Consider the following 15,772-nt stretch of genomic DNA (forward strand, 5'->3'; position numbering starts at 1 on the left):
TGCGTACGACACGAATGCACTGCCCTGCTCGGACCGCCTCACCCGGCCGGCGCCGCCCTGCCACTCCGCCAGCCGCCACCCAGCGTCTGGATCGCCTCATCCACCAGGCCCATGAACGACACCTGGTCCGGCGCCGCATCCACCAGGTGACCCGACAGGTAGAGCGATGTCAGACCGTGGACGAGACCCCAGCCGATCAGCGCGATCCGTCGCGCGTCGGCGCCCTGGATCGAGCCATCGCGCAACCCGGCCTCAACGGCCATGACGACTCGGTCGAAGCTGGTTTCTTCCGGACCCTGCGCGCGCTCCGGACACTCGACGTGCGCTGCGGACGGCAGCTCGAACATGACGCGGAAGAAGGCTGCATTCTCCGCCGCGAATCGCGCGTACGCGCGCCCGGTCGCACCGTACTGCTCCGCGCCCGACGCGGTTTCAGGAAGAGCAGCCAGTTCCTCCATCATCACTCCGTGCATCCGGCGAAACCCCTCCCGGATGACCTCGCTCGTCAGCTCTTCCTTGTCCCGGAAGTACAGGTAGATCGTCGCAGGCGAGTACTCGATGCGCTCCGCAATCGCGCGCATCGACAGCGCGTCGAGACCCTGCTCGGACAGCAGGTCGCGCGCGGCTTCCACGATCCGCGCCCGCAGCATCTCCTTTTCCCGCTCCCGCCGCTCGGCAATGCCCATCTCGTACGGCCTCCTGATCCCTTGCCCGTGGGCCGGCCCTGACCGGCTCCCACAAACTGAACGCCGTTAACTTAACGGCGTTCAAGATATGAGACAAGTTCAGGAAACAGGGCCTTTTCGCGGCAGCGGTCGGCTGCAAACGGAGGTGCCGCAGTGCTTCTGGTGTTGTAGACGAACCGGGAGCCGCGGATACAACAGGCAGGACGCCAGCGGCGCAGCGGTTTACAACCTGCCCCGCCGGGTGGAATCCGTGATTCCGATGGGACGGAAAGGAAGTGAACGGAGGGGGTGGGATTCGAACCCACGGACCTTTCGGTCGCTCGATTTCAAGTCGAGTGCATTCAACCGCTCTGCCACCCCTCCCGAGCCGGCGCCCCGAAGCTAAATGGAGGGCGCGGGGGCGGTCAATTGGCGCTAGTCGCCGCTCTCGACCGCGACGAGACGGGCATACACGCCCTGGCTTGCGTGGCTGCCGTTGGCATCGAAGTCGGGGCAGTACAACTCGTAGGTGCCCGGAGAGAGGTCGAGTCGCAGCGTTGCATCCTCCCCGCTCATGATGTTGGAGACGGCCCAGGAGTCGTCGACACTCTGAATACGCACGGAGTGGCGGCTGGCGCCGCGGTTGGCGAACAGGATGCTGACGTCACCGGCGGGGACGGTGTCGACGGAAAGGACGATGCTGGTGTCGTCGACGGTAGCGTGAACGATCTCGGTGGTGGGCTGCGCGGCGGCTGCGCTGTCACGGTTGGCCGCTTCGCTGCTGGCCTCGCGGTCGCCGCACGCGAACAGCATGGAAACGGCGACGATCGATGTCCAGCGCATGCGTCCTCCCGGTGCGTACCCGGGAGGACACAGGCGCAAGTTGCAGGCCCGTCAGCTCAGTGCCGGAACACTCGCCGACCGGTGAACAGCATGGCGATGTCGTGCTCGTCGGCGGCGGCGATGACCTCCTCGTCGCGCACGGATCCACCCGGCTGCACGATCGCGCGCACACCGGCGTCGGCGGCGGCATCGACGCCGTCGCGGAAGGGGAAGAACGCATCGGAAGCGAGCGCGGCGCCGGCGATGCGGGCGCCGGTGTCATTGGCCTTCATGACTGCGATGCGGGAAGAATCGACGCGACTCATCTGGCCTGCGCCGATCCCGATGGTGCGCTCGTCCTTTGCGAGCACGATTGCGTTGGACTTGACCGCGGCGGAGGCGCGCCAGGCGAAGCGCAGGTCGCGCATCTCGGTGTCGGTCGGCTGCCGTTTGCTGACCACGCGCCAGTCGGTCTCCGGAAAGCGCATGATCATGCGATGCTGCACGAGCAGCCCGCCGCGCACGCGCTTGAAATCGAGCTCGTCGTCGCCGGCGGGCGCTACCGGCAGCACGATCAGCCGCAGGTTCTTCTTCTTCTGCAGTCGCTCGCGCGCCTGCTCGTCGAATCCGGGCGCAACGATGATCTCGAGGAACGCTCCTGACAGCTTTTCGGCGGCGGCCGCATCGACTGGCCGGTTGAATGCCACGATGCCGCCGAATGCGGAGACCGGGTCGGCCGCGTTTGCGCGCTCGTATGCCGAGGCCTGGTCGTCGGCGATCGCGATGCCGCAGGGAGTGGTGTGCTTGATGATCACGCAGGCGGCGCGAGGCTCGTCGCTCCATGCGGAGATCGCCATGGTCGCGGCCTCGACGTCGAGCAGGTTGTTGAAGGACAGCTCCTTGCCGTGCAGCTGCCGGAGTGCCGGCAGTGAGCCTTCGGGTGGGGCGTCCTCGGCATAAAAGGCAGCGGGCTGATCGGGGTTCTCCCCGTAGCGCAGCGACTGGACGCGGGTCAGGCGCAGATCGATGGTGTCCGGGAACGCGGTCGCTGCCTCGTCCTCGGTCGCGTCGGCCTGCGCCTGCGCGCGGAAGTAGGCGGCGATGGCACTGTCATACCGGCCCGTGTGCTCGAACACCCTGGCGGCGAGGGAGCGGCGAAGCGTGTCGTCTGCGCTGTCGTCGCGAAGCGCCTGCAGCACCCGTTCGTAGTCTGCGGGATCGACCACGACGAGCACACCCGCATGGTTCTTCGCTGCGGCCCGCAGCATGGTCGGCCCGCCGATGTCCACCTTCTCCATGGCCTGCGGAATCGGCGCGCCGCTCGCGACAGCCTCGTGGAACGGGTAGAGGTTCACTGCGACGAGATCGATCGGCTCATAGCCGTGCTCGCCGAGGGCGGCCATGTCGTCGGAACGGTCGCGCCGCGCGAGGAGCCCCGCGTGCACGGCGGGATGCAGCGTCTTGACGCGTCCGTCCATCATCTCGGGATGCTGCGTGATGTCACTGACATCGCGCACGGGCAGCCCGGCCTCGCGCAGGGTTCGTGCGGTTCCGCCGGTGGACAGCAGCTGCCAGCCGAGCTCGTGCAGAGCGGTTGCGAACTCGACTACACCCGTCTTGTCCGAGACGCTGATCAGCGCGTTCGGCATGTCACTCCTCCTCTGGGAGTCCGAACGCCGCGCGCATGGCCTCGACTGCAGGCGCATCGTGCGCCGCGGCGACGAACTTGAATTCTGGTTGAGGCAGCGGCGCCTGGCCGCGCAGCTCCCGCACGAGTCGCTCGATGGCGATCGGGTAGAGCTGGTGCTCGACGCGCAACACGCGTGCTGCCAGCGTTTCGGGTGAATCGTCCGGGAACACGGGTACCGGCCACTGTGCGACGGGCCGCCCTTCGTCGTACGCCTCGTCGACGTAGTGAACGGTGGCGCCGGTCACGCGCACACCGGCGCGCAGCACCGCCTCGTGCACGCGCGTGCCGTACATGCCCGGCCCGCCGAACGCCGGGAGCAGTGCCGGATGGATGTTGACGATGCGTCCGCGGTAGCGCTCCACCACGGGGGCGGGCACGAGGCGCAGATAGCCCGCGAGCGCGATCACGTCGATTGCGGCACCGTCCAGTGCGGCCAGCGTGGCGAGTGCAAGCTCCTCTGGATCGGCGCCGCGCACCGGGATGAGCGACCGCTCGATACCCGCGTGATCGGCGCGCTCCAAAGCGCGGCACTCGCGGTCGGCGACGACGAGCGCGATGCGAGCGCTTGCGGCGCGCTCGCCATTGAACCAATCGATGAGTGCCTGGAGGTTGCTGCCGCCGCCCGATGCGAAGACGGCGATGCGCATGCTCATGCCAGCGAGCCGCCGAAGTTCGGGACGAGGAAGGGATTGCCCACGCGCTCCCGTTCAACGGTCGTGCTCGGTCCGTGGCCGGGGTACAGCACGGTCTCGTCCGGGAGTGTGAGCACCTGCGACCGGATCGACTGCATCAGCGTGGGCATGCTGCCGCCGGGAAGGTCGGTTCGGCCGATGGACCCGGCGAACACGACGTCACCCACCAGGGCGAAGCCGCCTTCCCCGGAATAGAACATCACGTGGCCGGGAGAGTGCCCCGGCACGTGGCGGACTTCCAGCTCGATGCCGCCGAAGCGCAGGCGCTGGCCGTGCTCGAGCGTGGCGTCGATGGGCGGCTGGCTCTCGACCTCGAGTCCGAAGGCCACGGCCTGCTGCTGTACGCGATCGTACAGCGCGCGGTCGTCAGCGTGCATGTGGATCGCTGCGCCGGTGCGCCGCACCAGCTCGGCGACACCTTCGATGTGGTCCAGGTGCGCGTGCGTCAGCAGGATCGCCTCGCAGAACAGGCCGTTGTCGACGAGGAAGTCTGCCATCGTGGGTGCGGCGGCGCCGGGGTCGATCGCGACGGCGAACGTCGCGTCGTCCTCCCACACGATGTACCCGTTCTGTGCGAACGCACCCGACGCGAACGTCTCGACGTGCAGCCTGCTCATGCGCCCTTGTCCGGTGTGCGTGCCGATCGTGGCTGTCGGGGATCCGGATGCGTCATGCGCAGCCGCAGCCGTTTGCGGCAACGGCCATGCTGCGGGCCTCGATTGCCTCTTCCTCGTCCGTCGGCAGCCGCCAGCCGCCGGCGATCGCGAGCATGCCGCGCAGCGCCTGCTCGGCCCGGCTGCGGATGCCCTCATCCAGCACGACCTCGTGCTGCTCGTGATCCAGGGACCACGCGAGCTTGGCCAGGGTGTTCACCTTCATGTTGCCGCAGATCGCCGCCCGCGACAGCGGAATGATCGTCTTCTCCGGGAAGCGCGCGATCAGCCGGTCGATGAGCCCGCGCTCCGTGCCGATGATCAGGGAGTCATAACGCTCCGCGATCTCGGCCATGGCGGACGTCGAGACCACGAAGTCCGCGCGCTCGAGCAGGTCGCGGCGCGCTTCGGGGTGGATCACGACCTTCGCGTCGGGATGGGCGCGCTGCGCTTCGTCCAGCTCCTGCATCACCATGTCGTCGTGCACGTAGCAGTAGCCTTCCCACGCGATGATCTCGCCCGGGTCACCCGTGTGCTCGGTGCTCGACGCGGGACGGAACGCACGCCCGCTGCGCTCCGCGACGTACTTCGCGAGGTTGCGATCGGGGACGAAGATGATGGGCCGATCGCGCTCGATCGATTCGACGACCTGCACCGCGTTGGAGCTGGTGCAGCAGATGTCGCTCTCCGCCTTGACCTCGGCGGTCGAGTTCACGTAGGTCACGACTGCGGCGTTCGGGTGCTGCGCCTTGAGCTGCCGCAGCGAGGCACCCGTGACGAAGTCGGCCATCGGACATCCGGCACGCAGGTCCGGCATCAGCACCTTCTTCGACGGCGAGAGGATCTTCGCCGTCTCCGCCATGAAGTGCACGCCGCAGAACATGATGACGTCCGCATCGGTGTCTGCCGCGGTCTGGGACAGACCGAGCGAGTCACCGACGAAGTCGCTGACGTCCTGGATCTCGCCGCGCTGATAGTTGTGTCCCAGGACCACGGCGTTCAGCTCGCGCTTGCGCCGCAGGATGCGCTCGGTCAGCTCCTCGCGCGAGAGCCGGGCGTAGTGGAGTGGGCTGGCAAGCGGCGTCACCACCGGTGCGATCATCTCTTTCCCTCAGGTAGAGGCAGCACGGGCCCGCAGGAGACCATCCCGCGGGCCCGCAGCGATCCGCGAACTGCGCGGTACGTCAGACCGTGAACGAGCTGCCGCAACCGCAGCCGCCCGAAGCATTCGGGTTCTTGAACGTGAACCCGGCGCCCATCATGGTCGTCACGTAGTCGATCTCGACGCCATCGAGGTACTGGCCGCTGAACGGGTCCACGAAGAGCTTGATGCCGCTCGCCTCGAAGATCTCGTCGTCGTCCTGCGGCTCGTCCTCGATGTTCAGCCCGTACTGGAAGCCGGAGCAGCCACCCGGCAGCACTGCCACCCGCAGGCCCGCCTGGTCCGTCGTGCCCTGCTCCGTCATGAACTTCTGTACCTCGGCGATCGCCGTTGGTGTGACCGTGATGGTCATCGGCATTCCTCCCAATGTTCGGCTCGGACGCGCACTCTGGCGCGTTTCCGTTGATACACTGCAGCACACGTCCGGTTTCGCCCGAAAGCTACCGGGCACGCCCCCGCACGTCAACCGCGAACTCGTTGCGCGCCAGCGGTTTCCCCACACCGTGCGGGGCGTTCCCCTACTGCGGCGGCGCTCCGGCACCGCCGAGGGCCAGTTCGACCGCGCCGGCAAAGTCGTCCGCCACGGCGACGGCGGCATCGACCGCGGTCTCGCTCGTGCGCCCGTAGCCGGTCCGTACCAGGATCCCGCGACCGCCCAGAGCCGCCGCGGGCTCGACGTCGCTCGTCTTGTCTCCGATGAACACCGAGGCGGCCAGGTCGATGTCGTGCTCGGCCGCCGCCTGGCGGTAGAGCGCGAGGCCCGGCTTGCGGCAGTCGCAGGGTCCGGTGATCGCAGGGTGATGGGGGCAGACATAGACGCCGTCCAGCGCAACGCCGGACCCCGCGAGCAGCTCGTCCAGGCGCTGGCGCACGCGGTCGTAGTCGGCGGCACGGATCAGCCCCCGCGCGATGCCGGACTGGTTCGTCACCACGATCAACCGGTAGCCCCGGTCGCGCAGCGCCTGCAGCCCCTCCACCACGCCGGGCAGGAGCGTGACACCGTCGGGATCCCCGAGGTAGCTGCGCTCTTCGATCAGCGTACCATCACGGTCGAGGAACGCGGCCGGGCTGCTCATGTGCGCAGCGCGCAGACGGCTTCGACCAGTGCACCCTCATCCTCCTGGCGCACCGTGCGCACATCCAGGAGCAGGCGCCCATCGCGTACCAGCGCCACGACAGCAGGCGACCCGGCACGGAGCCCCGACTCCATTGCGGCGGCCGGCAGATCCGCCTCGATCGCCACGGCAAAGCCGGGCAGGTGCACGTCCGGCAACGCACCGCCCCCGACAGCGCCGTCTGCCGGCAGCACACGGGTCGTGATCCCGCACGCGTGGATCTGGGCGGCGATCGCGTCGGCGCGCCGCTTCAGCTCGTCTGCCGGCGCTGTGATCATGCGCAGCACGGGCACCTGCTCCAGGGCGTGCAGCGGGTCACGGTACAGCGCGAGCGTCGCCTCGAGTGCGGCCAGCGTCAGCTTGTCGACGCGCAGTGCACGACAGAGCGGGTTGCGGCGCATCGCTTCGATGAGGTCGGCGCGCCCGATCAGCACGCCAGCCTGCGGCCCGCCCAGCATCTTGTCCCCGCTGAACGCCACGACGTCCGCGCCCTCTGCCAGGGAGCGCTGCGGTGTCGGCTCGCCCGCAAGGACTGCGGGCGGCGGCTCCAGCAGCAGACCCGAGCCGAGATCGTGAACGAGCGGCAGTCCCGCACGGCGGGCGATCGGCGCCAGCTCGGCGAGACTCGCTTCCTCGACAAAGCCGCTCATGTGGAAGTTGGAGCGGTGCACCTTCAGAAGTGCAGCGACGCCGCGGTCGAGGGCGCGCTCGTAATCCTGCGCACGCGTCCGGTTGGTCGCGCCGGTCTCGACCGGCCGTGCCCCGCTGCGCGCAATGATCTCCGGCACGCGAAAGCCGCCGCCGATCTCGACCAGCTCACCGCGTGACACGACCACTCCGCGTCCCGAGGCGATCGTGTTCAGCGCGAGCACGAGCGCGGCAGCGTTGTTGTTCACGACGAGTGCCGCCTCGGCGCCGGTCAGCTCGCGCAGCAGCTCCTCGCAGTGGACGTAGCGTGAGCCGCGCCGCCCCCGCGCCACGTCGTACTCGAGGTTCGCGTAACCGGCCGCGACGCGCACCATTGCATCGATCGCTTCCGCGGCGAGCGGTGCACGCCCCAGGTTCGTGTGCAGCACGACTCCCGTCGCATTGATGACGGGGCGGAGCGACGGGCGTGCGCGCCGCTCGAGCTCCGCTTCCACCGCGCCGGCGTACCACGCGTCGTCGGGTGCGTCATCGGCGCCCGCGGCCAGTCGGCTTCGCACGCCGTCCTGCACCGCCTGCAGCGCTGCAACCACGCGCGCCCGCGAGGCAGCCGACAGCAGCGGCTGGAAGGCGTCGCCGGAGAGCAGCCGATCGATCGAAGGGATCGATCGACGCGGATCCTCCAGGTGAGCGCTCACGGGCGGCGGGCCGGCTGCGGAGGCGGAGTGCGCGTCGGAGGCGGCGGAGTCCGCGTGGTGTCCGTCGGCACCGGCGTCGGGGGCGGCGGAGTCCGCGTGGTGTCGGGCCGCACCGGCGTCGGCGTCGGGATCCGCGTGGTATCGGGAAGGACGCGCACGGGGGCTGGTGGAATGCGCGTCGTGTCCGGCGCGACGCGCAGGCTGTCCGGTGCAGCAGCGGTCGTGTCGGGCCGCAGCCGGGTCGTGTCCGGGAGCGCCCGCGCTGTGTCGCGTGGCGTGATCGTGAGCGGTGCCATGCCCCCGCCGTCCGGATACCCGTTGATGTTCGTGATACCGGTCACACCGATCAGGTACTCGCCCGGTGCGGGCGGTGATGCCGGCACCGCGAAGAACTCGCGCGCGGGAAGCGGCACGCGAACGGAGTCCGCTGCTGCCTGTCCAGCCCGTTGTGCGGGAGGCCCGACGGGCTCAGCGGCCACCGTATCCTGCACCACCGCCAGCGAATCAGGCAATGCGGCATCGGCAAGCATGTCCGGCCGGGCAGCACTGTCAGCGCGCGCGGGCTGTGGCGCCGAGAAGCGCACAGTGAACGCAACCGGGAGCGGTGTCGTATCCGGCAGCGCGTACAGTGTCGCGGTTGCGTCGGCAATGCCGGTCGAATCGACGTAGTCGTCGAGCTGCACGCGTACAGCGCCGTCCTGCATCGCCGCGCCAAGCACGCGCGCGGCGGTTGTGTCGAACGGCAGGATCGCGAGATCCTGCGCGAGCGTGTCGGCGCCCAGGGTGACGCCCAGCGCACGCGACCGCGGCTCGGCGGGTCCCGGCGTCCAGTCCTGGTTCGCGTCTGCGTAGGCCATCAGCTCGTACTCGCCCTCGGGCAGGTTGAGCAGCGCGAAGAAGCCGTCGGTCGCTACCGGCGTCACGTACACGGTGGAGTCCGCCTGACGCACTGCTTCCACGACCGCGCGCTGGGGCGGACGCCCCGTGATCCGCTCGGTCACGATCCCGGCGAGCGCGGTCTGGGGGATCTCGGGCCCCGTGGAGAACACGAGCTCCGCGGGCTCGGTGCGCTGATTGCCGAACAGGTCGCGCAGTTCCGGCAGGATCACGATCCGATAGATCTGCCCCGCTCGCCAGCCGCCCTGCATCTCGACGCGCAGCTCGGAGCCGCTGCGGCGCACCCGGACATCGCCCGTGCGCGGCGATACAATCACTGCGTCCTCGGCGCCCTGCTCGCTCAGCCGTTCGTTGAAGCGGATGACGACTGCCCCGCGCAGGTCGGGCACGACGCTGAGCGGCTCGGGCACGGTCGCAACCACCTGTGGCGGCTGCTGGTCGCGCTCGCCGCCCGGCGGTGCACCGTACTGTGCGCAGCCGAGCAGCGCGACCGCCGCGACCAGTGCGCGGCGCGGGCTCACGTCAGCGCCTTCAGCTTCTCGGCGAGCCGCTCCCGCTGCTCGCGCAGCGACGCGGCCTTTTCACGCTCGCGTGCGACGACATCGGCCGGAGCGCGCGCAACGAACGTGTCGTTTGCGAGCTTGCCCTCCGTCCCGCGCAACTGTCCCTCGAGCCGCTGCAGCTCCGCGGACAGGCGCGCACGCTCGCGCTCCATGTCGATGACGCCGGCCAGCGGAATGAACAGCTCCGTGCCGCCCCGCAGCACCGCGTGTGCGCCGCCCGCACCGGAGCCGTTGCCGCGCTCGATGGCATCCACCCTGGCCATGCGCCGCAGTGCGCGCTCCTCTGCAACCAGCGCCGCTTCCAGTGGCGCGTCCACCTTGCCCAGGCGAACCTGCAGCGGTGTGGACGGCGGCACCTTGTACTCGGTGCGCAGTGCGCGCACGGTGCCGATCAGCTCGATCAGCGCGTGCATGCGCGCTTCGGCATCCGCATCGATGCGTGTTGCTTCGGTCTGCGGCCACGGCGCGACGATGAGCGACTCCGCAGGCAGGACTCCGCCCGCGGTCGGCAGCTTGCGCCAGAGCGCCTCCGTCACGAACGGCATGATCGGATGCAGCAGTCGCAGCACCGTATCGAGTGCGACGACGAGCGTTGCCTGCGCGGCGGCGCGCCCCGCGGCGGGCGCGTCGTCGAGCATGCGCGGCTTGATCAACTCGAGGTACCAGTCGGCCAGCTCGTTCCAGAAGAACGCGCGCGCGGCCTCCGCCGCCTCGTCGAACCGGAACTGCTCGAGCTGTCGAGTGACCTCGGCAGTCGCGCGGTTCATGCGCGACAGGATCCAGCGGTCCGCGAGCTCGAGATCGCCTTCCACCTCCGCGAGTGACGGCACGTTCTCCGCCGGCAGGTTCATCAGAGCGAAGCGGGCGGCGTTCCACAGCTTGTTCGCGAAGTTGCGGCCCGGCGCGAACGAGTCCTCGAGGTTCTCCGGATCGAGCTGCACGTCCGTGCCGGGGCCGGCTGCGCTGACGACCGTATGGCGCAGTGCGTCGGCGCCGAACAGCTTCACGACCTCGATCGGATCGATGCCGTTGCCGAGCGACTTCGACATCTTGCGACCCTGCATGTCGCGCACGGTGCCGGTCAGGTATACGTCCGTGAAGGGCGCCTCTCCCATGAACTCGTAACCGGCCATGATCATGCGCGCGACCCAGAAGAACAGGATCTCGGGCGCAGTCACGAGCGTGTTCGTGGGATAGAACGCCTTCAGGTCCTCGGTCTGCTCCGGCCAGCCCAGCGTCGAGAAGGGCCAGAGCCACGACGAGAACCAGGTGTCGAGCACGTCCGGGTCCTGCTCCATGCTCGTGCCGCCGCACTTCGGGCACGACGTCGGGTCCTCGCGCGCGACGATCGTCTCGCCGCAGCCGTCGGCGCGACAGTACCACACCGGGATCCGGTGGCCCCACCAGAGCTGCCTGGAGATGCACCAGTCGCGGATGTTCTCGAGCCAGTGCTCGTAGATCTTGCGGAAGCGTTCCGGCGTGAAGCGCACGCGTTCGGTCTGCGCAGCGCGCAGCGCGGGCTCGGCCAGCGGCTTCATGCGCACGAACCACTGCTCCGAAAGACGCGGCTCGACGATCGTGCCGCAGCGGTAGCAGTGCGGCACCGCGTGACGGTGATCTTCCACGCGCTCCAGCAGCCCCTGCTCCTCGAACGCCGCGACGACCCGGCGCCGCGCCTCCATCCGCTCCAGGCCACGGAACGGCTCCGGCACGGAATCGTTGAGGTGCGCGTCGGGCGTCAGCACGTCCAGCATCGGCAGAGCGTGCCGGCGCGCCACCTCGAAGTCGTTGGGGTCGTGCGCGGGAGTGATCTTCACTGCCCCGCTGCCGAACTCCGGATCGACGTAATCATCGGCAACGATCGGAATCCGGCGAGCGGCGAGCGGCAGGTCGACCGAGCCGCCCACGAGCGAAGCGTAGCGGCCATCCTCGGGGTGCACGGCAACGGCAGTGTCGCCGAGCATCGTTTCCGGCCGCGTCGTCGCCACGACCAGGTACGGCCGGCCGTCCGGCAGCCGCGGCAACCCCGCAGCGTCATCCGCGTCCGCAAGCGGATAGCGCAGGTGATAGATCCGGCCGTTCGTCTCCTCCGCCTCGGCCTCCTCGTCGGAGAGCGCGGTCAGGCAGCGAGGACACCAGTTGATGATGTAGCTGCCGCGGTAGACCAGCCCCTTCTCGTAGAGCCGGACGAAGACTTCGCGCACCGCGCGGGACAGCTCCGGCTCCAGCGTGAAGCGGGTGCGCTCCCAGTCGCAGGAGCAGCCGATTGCGCGCAGCTGCTGCAGGATCGTGGAGCCGGTCTCATCGACGAACGACCAGACGCGCTCGACGAACTTCTCGCGTCCCAGGTCGTCGCGGGTCAACCCCTCCTGTGCGATCTGGCGCTCGACCACGTTCTGCGTCGCGATGCCCGCGTGGTCGGTGCCCGGCAGGTACAGCGCTTCGCGGCCGCGCATGCGCTCGAAGCGCGTCAGCACGTCCTGAATCGTGTTGTTCAGCCCGTGTCCCATGTGCAGCACCGCCGTGACGTTCGGCGGCGGGATCACGATGACGTAGGGGTCGGCGGCGTGCGCCACGACCGCACGCTCGTCGGCATGGAAAAAACCGCGCTCTTCCCATTCGGTGTAGAGCGCGTGCTCGAATTCACTCGGGTCGTACCGGGTCGGCAGCGGCTCGCGCATGCTCCATCTCGATCAGGGGTCAATCAGGGAGGGTAGCAGGCGCGGCTCAGAAACGTCAACCGCGCGCGACAGTGGCCGCGCGCGGTCCGGGGAACGGAATGTCGCGGGCGGATCAGACCGCCGGCGGACCGCCACCGCCGGGCGGTGGCTCCATGCCCGGCTCCTCCTCACGCTCTTCTTCGGCGGCCTGCGCCTCGAATGCGTCCGTCACCATGTCGACACGGTCGTCGCGACGCTCGGGATCGGTCGAGGCGCCCTGCCTCCGCCGGCCCGTGCCGACACCCACGCCGTACCAGTGCTGCTCGCGCAGTGCGGGATCGCCTTCCGCGTAGCGGCGCTGGCGCTCGCTCATGCGCGAGCTCTCCATGCCGACCTCGAGCCGGTTGACGACGGTGTTCACGCCGTCGACGCCCTGCGTCACCTCCACTGCCCGCCGCAGCTCCGACGGTGTGCCGACCGAACCGGTCAGCTCGATGACCCCGGGCGAGATCGCCGCCACCTCGATGCCGCAGCGCGACGTCGTCTCGTCCTCGAGCAGTGCATTCACCACCTGGTCCTCGAGCGTGTTCTGCCCGGTCGTCCGCTGCGAGCGGCGCGGCCAGCCGCGCGCACGAACGGTCCACAGTGCCGCCGCCGCAACGCCCGCGGCCGCGCCGACGGCCATCGTCCACGCCGTGCCGTGCGTCTTTCTGGATGTGCGCATCATTCTGCTCCGTTTGCTCAGACGTTTTCCGGGCAACGGAGGGTGCAAGGGACGGGCCGTCTAGCGCGGGGGATTTTCCTGCCTCTGCTGCTGGCGCTCACGCTCCTTGCGCTCGCGCACCGCCTTGACCCGCTCCTCGAACGTTTCCTTCCCCTCCTGGCGTGCTGCCTGCGCCTGGATCTCGCCCCAGTCGCGCACGCGACCCGCCACCTCGTCGCGCTTGCCGGGGCCGGGCGAAAGGTTGATCGGAACGGGGATCGTGATGTCACCGAGATGGATCCCCTCGGGCGACACGCCCCAGCGGCCACCATCGTCGTCGGTCCGCGTCCAGTCGACGGCCCGTGCCGCTTCGGCGGCCGCGAGCGCAACGGAGTCGTTGTACGCGTCGAGGCGGCTCGACAGCCGGGAGTTCGCCTCCGCCCGAGGATCGAGGGGAGTGTGGATCGGGCTGGGCGCCCGCCACACCTCGCGGTTGCGCGCAGCGGGGCTGAGCAGCTCGCTGAACGTGGATGCACCGCGCGTCGGGGCCGGCTGGTCCGCAGTGGGCGGTGCTTCACGGACGATCGGGAGGTTGGCGGGCAGGTCGAACGAGGTCCGTGGCTGCACCGCGGGCTCCGGCTCGTCGGGCAGCACGTCGCCAGCGACCGGCTGAATCTGCTCGATCCGGGTCCCCTGTACCGGCCGCACCGCCACGACCCGGGTCGCGCTGGCGCTCAGGTCGGTGTATGTGACGCGTTCGAAGCGGAGTCCGAGGAAGAAGAAGGCGTGGAGAGCGGCCGAAATGAGGGCGGCCGCGACCCACGCGCTGCGCGTAGACGGCCGCTCGCGGCGGGGCGGCGGCTCGGGGCCGGCCCGCGCGTGCGGAGCCGGCGGATTACGCGCGGGCAGGACTGCATTCATCGTCCGGGTTGTAACCCCGTAACCATATCCGGTTCCGCGGTTTCCAGCACCCGGGCCAGGCGTCGCGCGGCCTCCTGGAGCACGTCGGCACCGCGTGTGAGCGCGACCCGGAAGAAGCCCTGTCCTCCGGCGCCGAGCGCCGCGCCCGGCATGATCACGACGCCCTCCTGCAGCAGCGCCTGGCGCGCCAGCGTTTCCGAATCGAACCCGGTCGGCACCGGCACCCAGAGGTACATCGTGGCGCGCGGTGACGTCGCGTCGAAGCCGGCTGCGCGCAGCGCGCCAACGGCCGCGTCCCGACGCGCCTGGAACTCGGCGACGTTGCCGGGCACCCACTGGGCGGAGGTCTCCAGCGCCGCACGTGCCGCCGCCTGGACGGCCAGGAACTGACCCGTGTCGACGAACGACTTCACGCGTGCGAGCGCGGCGATGACATCCGCGCTACCCGCCGCCCAGCCGATGCGCCACCCCGTCATGTTGTACGTCTTGGAGAAGGAGTGGAACTCGACCGCGACGTCGCGCGCGCCCGGGATCTCGAGAATGCTCGGCGGACGGTATCCGTCGAACGCGATCTCGCTGTACGCGTTGTCGTAGACGAGCAGGACGTCGTTGCGCAGACAGAACTCGACGGCGCGCTCGAGATACTCGCGCGGTGCGATCGCGGCGGTCGGGTTGTTCGGGTAGTTGAGGTACAGCACGCGCGCGGTTTTGACGACGTCCGCGGGCAGCTCCTCGAACGGGATCAGGAAGTCGTGCTCGGGGCGCAGCGGCACCGCGAAGGGGCGTCCCCCGGCCAGCAGTGTGCCGCCGACGTAGGGCTGGTAGCCCGGGTCCGGCAGGATCGTGCTGTCACCGGGTGACACGTACGCGAAGGCCAGGTGTGCGATGCCCTCCTTGGATCCGATCAGCGGCAGCAGCTCGCGGTACGGATCGAGCTCTACGCCGAAGCGCTCCTGCATCCAGGCAGCGACGCGCTCGCGAAACGCAGGCAGCCCGAGCTGGAACGGGTAGCGGTTCATCGCGACGTCGCGCGTCGCCGCGACCAGCGCCTCGACCGCGGCCGGGGGCGGGGCCAGGTCCGCGTCGCCGGCGCCGAGATCGATCACATCGACGCCGCGCGCGATCAGCTCGCGCTTGATCTGCGGGACATCGGCCAGCGGGTACGGCGGAAAGTTATCGAAACGGCTTGCGAGCCGGATGCGTGTCATGCGCTTGCTCCTGGGGGGTGCACCGGCACCCGTTGTTCGTCCTGGTCCCTCCGTGCGCGCACCACCCGGTTGCGCACGGTCGTCATGCCCTGCAGCTCCACTTCGACCTCGTCGCCTTCACGCAGCGGTCCTACGCCCTCCGGTGTTCCGGTCGCGATGATGTCGCCCGGCTCCAGCGTCATGATGCGCGAGATGTAGGCGATCAGCTGCGGTATGCCGAATACCATGTCGCTCGCGCGACCCTCCTGGCGCTGCTCTCCATTGACGCGGCAGCAGACCGCGAGCGTACGCCAGTCGACGCCATCCGCCGGGACCATCCGTCCCACCGGACAGAACGTGTCGAAGCCCTTGGCTCGCGTGAACTGTACGTCGCGCTTCTGTAGGTCACGGGCCGTGACGTCGTTGAGCGGCGCGTAGCCGGCGACGTACGCAAGCGCATCGGCCTCGGCGACGTCGCGTGCACGCTTGCCGATCACCACCGCGATCTCCGCCTCGTGCTCTACCTGCTGCGATTCCGGCGGCAGCACGATCGCGCCGCCGTTCTCGATGACCGACGACGGCGGCTTGAGGAATAGAAGCGGTTCGGAGGGGATTTCGTTGCCCAGCTCCCGGGCGTGCGCCGCGTAGTTGCGGCCGACGCACACGATCTTGCCGGGCCGGCGATCGGTTGTGTTCATG

At 69.4% G+C, this 15,772-nt stretch carries 15 protein-coding genes and 1 tRNA gene; all 16 read right to left on the reverse strand.

Going from position 1 to position 15,772, the window contains the following annotated elements; translation table 11 throughout:
* Window positions 1–38: 38 nt before the first annotated feature.
* Window positions 39–686, reverse strand: coding sequence for a TetR/AcrR family transcriptional regulator (locus tag VFU06_12435; protein HEU5210193.1), 648 nt, complete (start codon window positions 684–686; stop codon window positions 39–41).
* Window positions 687–966: 280 nt separating this feature from the next.
* Window positions 967–1,049: transfer RNA gene (locus tag VFU06_12440), tRNA-Ser, on the reverse strand.
* Between the two features lie 51 nt (window positions 1,050–1,100).
* Window positions 1,101–1,508: a cupredoxin domain-containing protein gene (locus tag VFU06_12445; GenBank protein ID HEU5210194.1), complete on the reverse strand. Its 408-nt coding sequence runs from the start codon at window positions 1,506–1,508 to the stop codon at window positions 1,101–1,103.
* Window positions 1,509–1,564: 56 nt separating this feature from the next.
* On the reverse strand, window positions 1,565–3,136 hold the full coding sequence (purH, locus tag VFU06_12450) for a bifunctional phosphoribosylaminoimidazolecarboxamide formyltransferase/IMP cyclohydrolase (GenBank protein HEU5210195.1): 1,572 nt from the start codon (window positions 3,134–3,136) through the stop codon (window positions 1,565–1,567).
* 1 nt (window position 3,137) lies between these two features.
* Entirely contained in the window at window positions 3,138–3,830 is a 693-nt protein-coding gene (purN, locus tag VFU06_12455) for a phosphoribosylglycinamide formyltransferase (GenBank protein HEU5210196.1), read from the reverse strand.
* Window positions 3,827–4,486: an MBL fold metallo-hydrolase gene (locus VFU06_12460; protein ID HEU5210197.1), complete on the reverse strand. Its 660-nt coding sequence runs from the start codon at window positions 4,484–4,486 to the stop codon at window positions 3,827–3,829. Before VFU06_12460 ends, purN begins: the two co-directional genes overlap by 4 nt.
* Window positions 4,487–4,538: 52 nt before the next feature.
* Complete coding sequence (nadA, locus tag VFU06_12465; GenBank protein HEU5210198.1) at window positions 4,539–5,624, reverse strand: quinolinate synthase NadA; 1,086 nt, start codon at window positions 5,622–5,624, stop codon at window positions 4,539–4,541.
* Between the two features lie 82 nt (window positions 5,625–5,706).
* Entirely contained in the window at window positions 5,707–6,036 is a 330-nt protein-coding gene (locus tag VFU06_12470) for an iron-sulfur cluster assembly accessory protein (GenBank protein HEU5210199.1), read from the reverse strand.
* Window positions 6,037–6,202: 166 nt separating this feature from the next.
* Window positions 6,203–6,760, reverse strand: coding sequence for an HAD family hydrolase (locus VFU06_12475; protein HEU5210200.1), 558 nt, complete (start codon window positions 6,758–6,760; stop codon window positions 6,203–6,205).
* Window positions 6,757–8,142: an L-seryl-tRNA(Sec) selenium transferase gene (gene selA, locus VFU06_12480; GenBank protein ID HEU5210201.1), complete on the reverse strand. Its 1,386-nt coding sequence runs from the start codon at window positions 8,140–8,142 to the stop codon at window positions 6,757–6,759. The genes VFU06_12475 and selA overlap by 4 nt, the downstream gene beginning before the upstream one ends.
* Window positions 8,139–9,560, reverse strand: a complete 1,422-nt coding sequence (locus VFU06_12485) for an Ig-like domain-containing protein (protein HEU5210202.1) — start codon at window positions 9,558–9,560, stop codon at window positions 8,139–8,141. The genes selA and VFU06_12485 overlap by 4 nt, the downstream gene beginning before the upstream one ends.
* Window positions 9,557–12,283, reverse strand: a complete 2,727-nt coding sequence (locus tag VFU06_12490) for a valine--tRNA ligase (GenBank protein HEU5210203.1) — start codon at window positions 12,281–12,283, stop codon at window positions 9,557–9,559. The genes VFU06_12485 and VFU06_12490 overlap by 4 nt, the downstream gene beginning before the upstream one ends.
* 112 nt (window positions 12,284–12,395) lie before the next feature.
* A complete protein-coding gene (locus tag VFU06_12495) occupies window positions 12,396–12,989 on the reverse strand; it encodes a BON domain-containing protein (protein ID HEU5210204.1) in 594 nt (197 codons plus the stop codon).
* Between the two features lie 57 nt (window positions 12,990–13,046).
* On the reverse strand, window positions 13,047–13,886 hold the full coding sequence (locus tag VFU06_12500; protein HEU5210205.1) for a hypothetical protein: 840 nt from the start codon (window positions 13,884–13,886) through the stop codon (window positions 13,047–13,049).
* Window positions 13,883–15,094, reverse strand: coding sequence for an aminotransferase class I/II-fold pyridoxal phosphate-dependent enzyme (locus VFU06_12505; protein HEU5210206.1), 1,212 nt, complete (start codon window positions 15,092–15,094; stop codon window positions 13,883–13,885). The genes VFU06_12500 and VFU06_12505 overlap by 4 nt, the downstream gene beginning before the upstream one ends.
* A complete protein-coding gene (locus tag VFU06_12510; GenBank protein ID HEU5210207.1) occupies window positions 15,091–15,771 on the reverse strand; it encodes a fumarylacetoacetate hydrolase family protein in 681 nt (226 codons plus the stop codon). Before VFU06_12510 ends, VFU06_12505 begins: the two co-directional genes overlap by 4 nt.
* Window position 15,772: the final 1 nt, after the last annotated feature.

The organism is Longimicrobiales bacterium (genome assembly GCA_035764935.1).
Lineage (GTDB): Bacteria > Gemmatimonadota > Gemmatimonadetes > Longimicrobiales > RSA9 > DASTYK01.

Bases quoted from the DNA above. Each gene is read 5' to 3' on its own strand.
- VFU06_12460 (HEU5210197.1), bottom strand. From the start codon at position 4,486: ATGAGCAGGCTGCACGTCGAGACGTTCGCGTCGGGTGCGTTCGCACAG.
- purN (HEU5210196.1), bottom strand. From the start codon at position 3,830: ATGAGCATGCGCATCGCCGTCTTCGCATCGGGCGGCGGCAGCAACCTC.
- purH (HEU5210195.1), bottom strand. From the start codon at position 3,136: ATGCCGAACGCGCTGATCAGCGTCTCGGACAAGACGGGTGTAGTCGAG.
- VFU06_12445 (HEU5210194.1), bottom strand. From the start codon at position 1,508: ATGCGCTGGACATCGATCGTCGCCGTTTCCATGCTGTTCGCGTGCGGC.
- VFU06_12510 (HEU5210207.1), bottom strand. From the start codon at position 15,771: ATGAACACAACCGATCGCCGGCCCGGCAAGATCGTGTGCGTCGGCCGC.
- VFU06_12490 (HEU5210203.1), bottom strand. From the start codon at position 12,283: ATGCGCGAGCCGCTGCCGACCCGGTACGACCCGAGTGAATTCGAGCAC.
- VFU06_12505 (HEU5210206.1), bottom strand. From the start codon at position 15,094: ATGACACGCATCCGGCTCGCAAGCCGTTTCGATAACTTTCCGCCGTAC.
- VFU06_12475 (HEU5210200.1), bottom strand. From the start codon at position 6,760: ATGAGCAGCCCGGCCGCGTTCCTCGACCGTGATGGTACGCTGATCGAA.
- VFU06_12435 (HEU5210193.1), bottom strand. From the start codon at position 686: ATGGGCATTGCCGAGCGGCGGGAGCGGGAAAAGGAGATGCTGCGGGCG.
- VFU06_12500 (HEU5210205.1), bottom strand. From the start codon at position 13,886: ATGAATGCAGTCCTGCCCGCGCGTAATCCGCCGGCTCCGCACGCGCGG.
- VFU06_12470 (HEU5210199.1), bottom strand. From the start codon at position 6,036: ATGACCATCACGGTCACACCAACGGCGATCGCCGAGGTACAGAAGTTC.
- nadA (HEU5210198.1), bottom strand. From the start codon at position 5,624: ATGATCGCACCGGTGGTGACGCCGCTTGCCAGCCCACTCCACTACGCC.
- VFU06_12495 (HEU5210204.1), bottom strand. From the start codon at position 12,989: ATGATGCGCACATCCAGAAAGACGCACGGCACGGCGTGGACGATGGCC.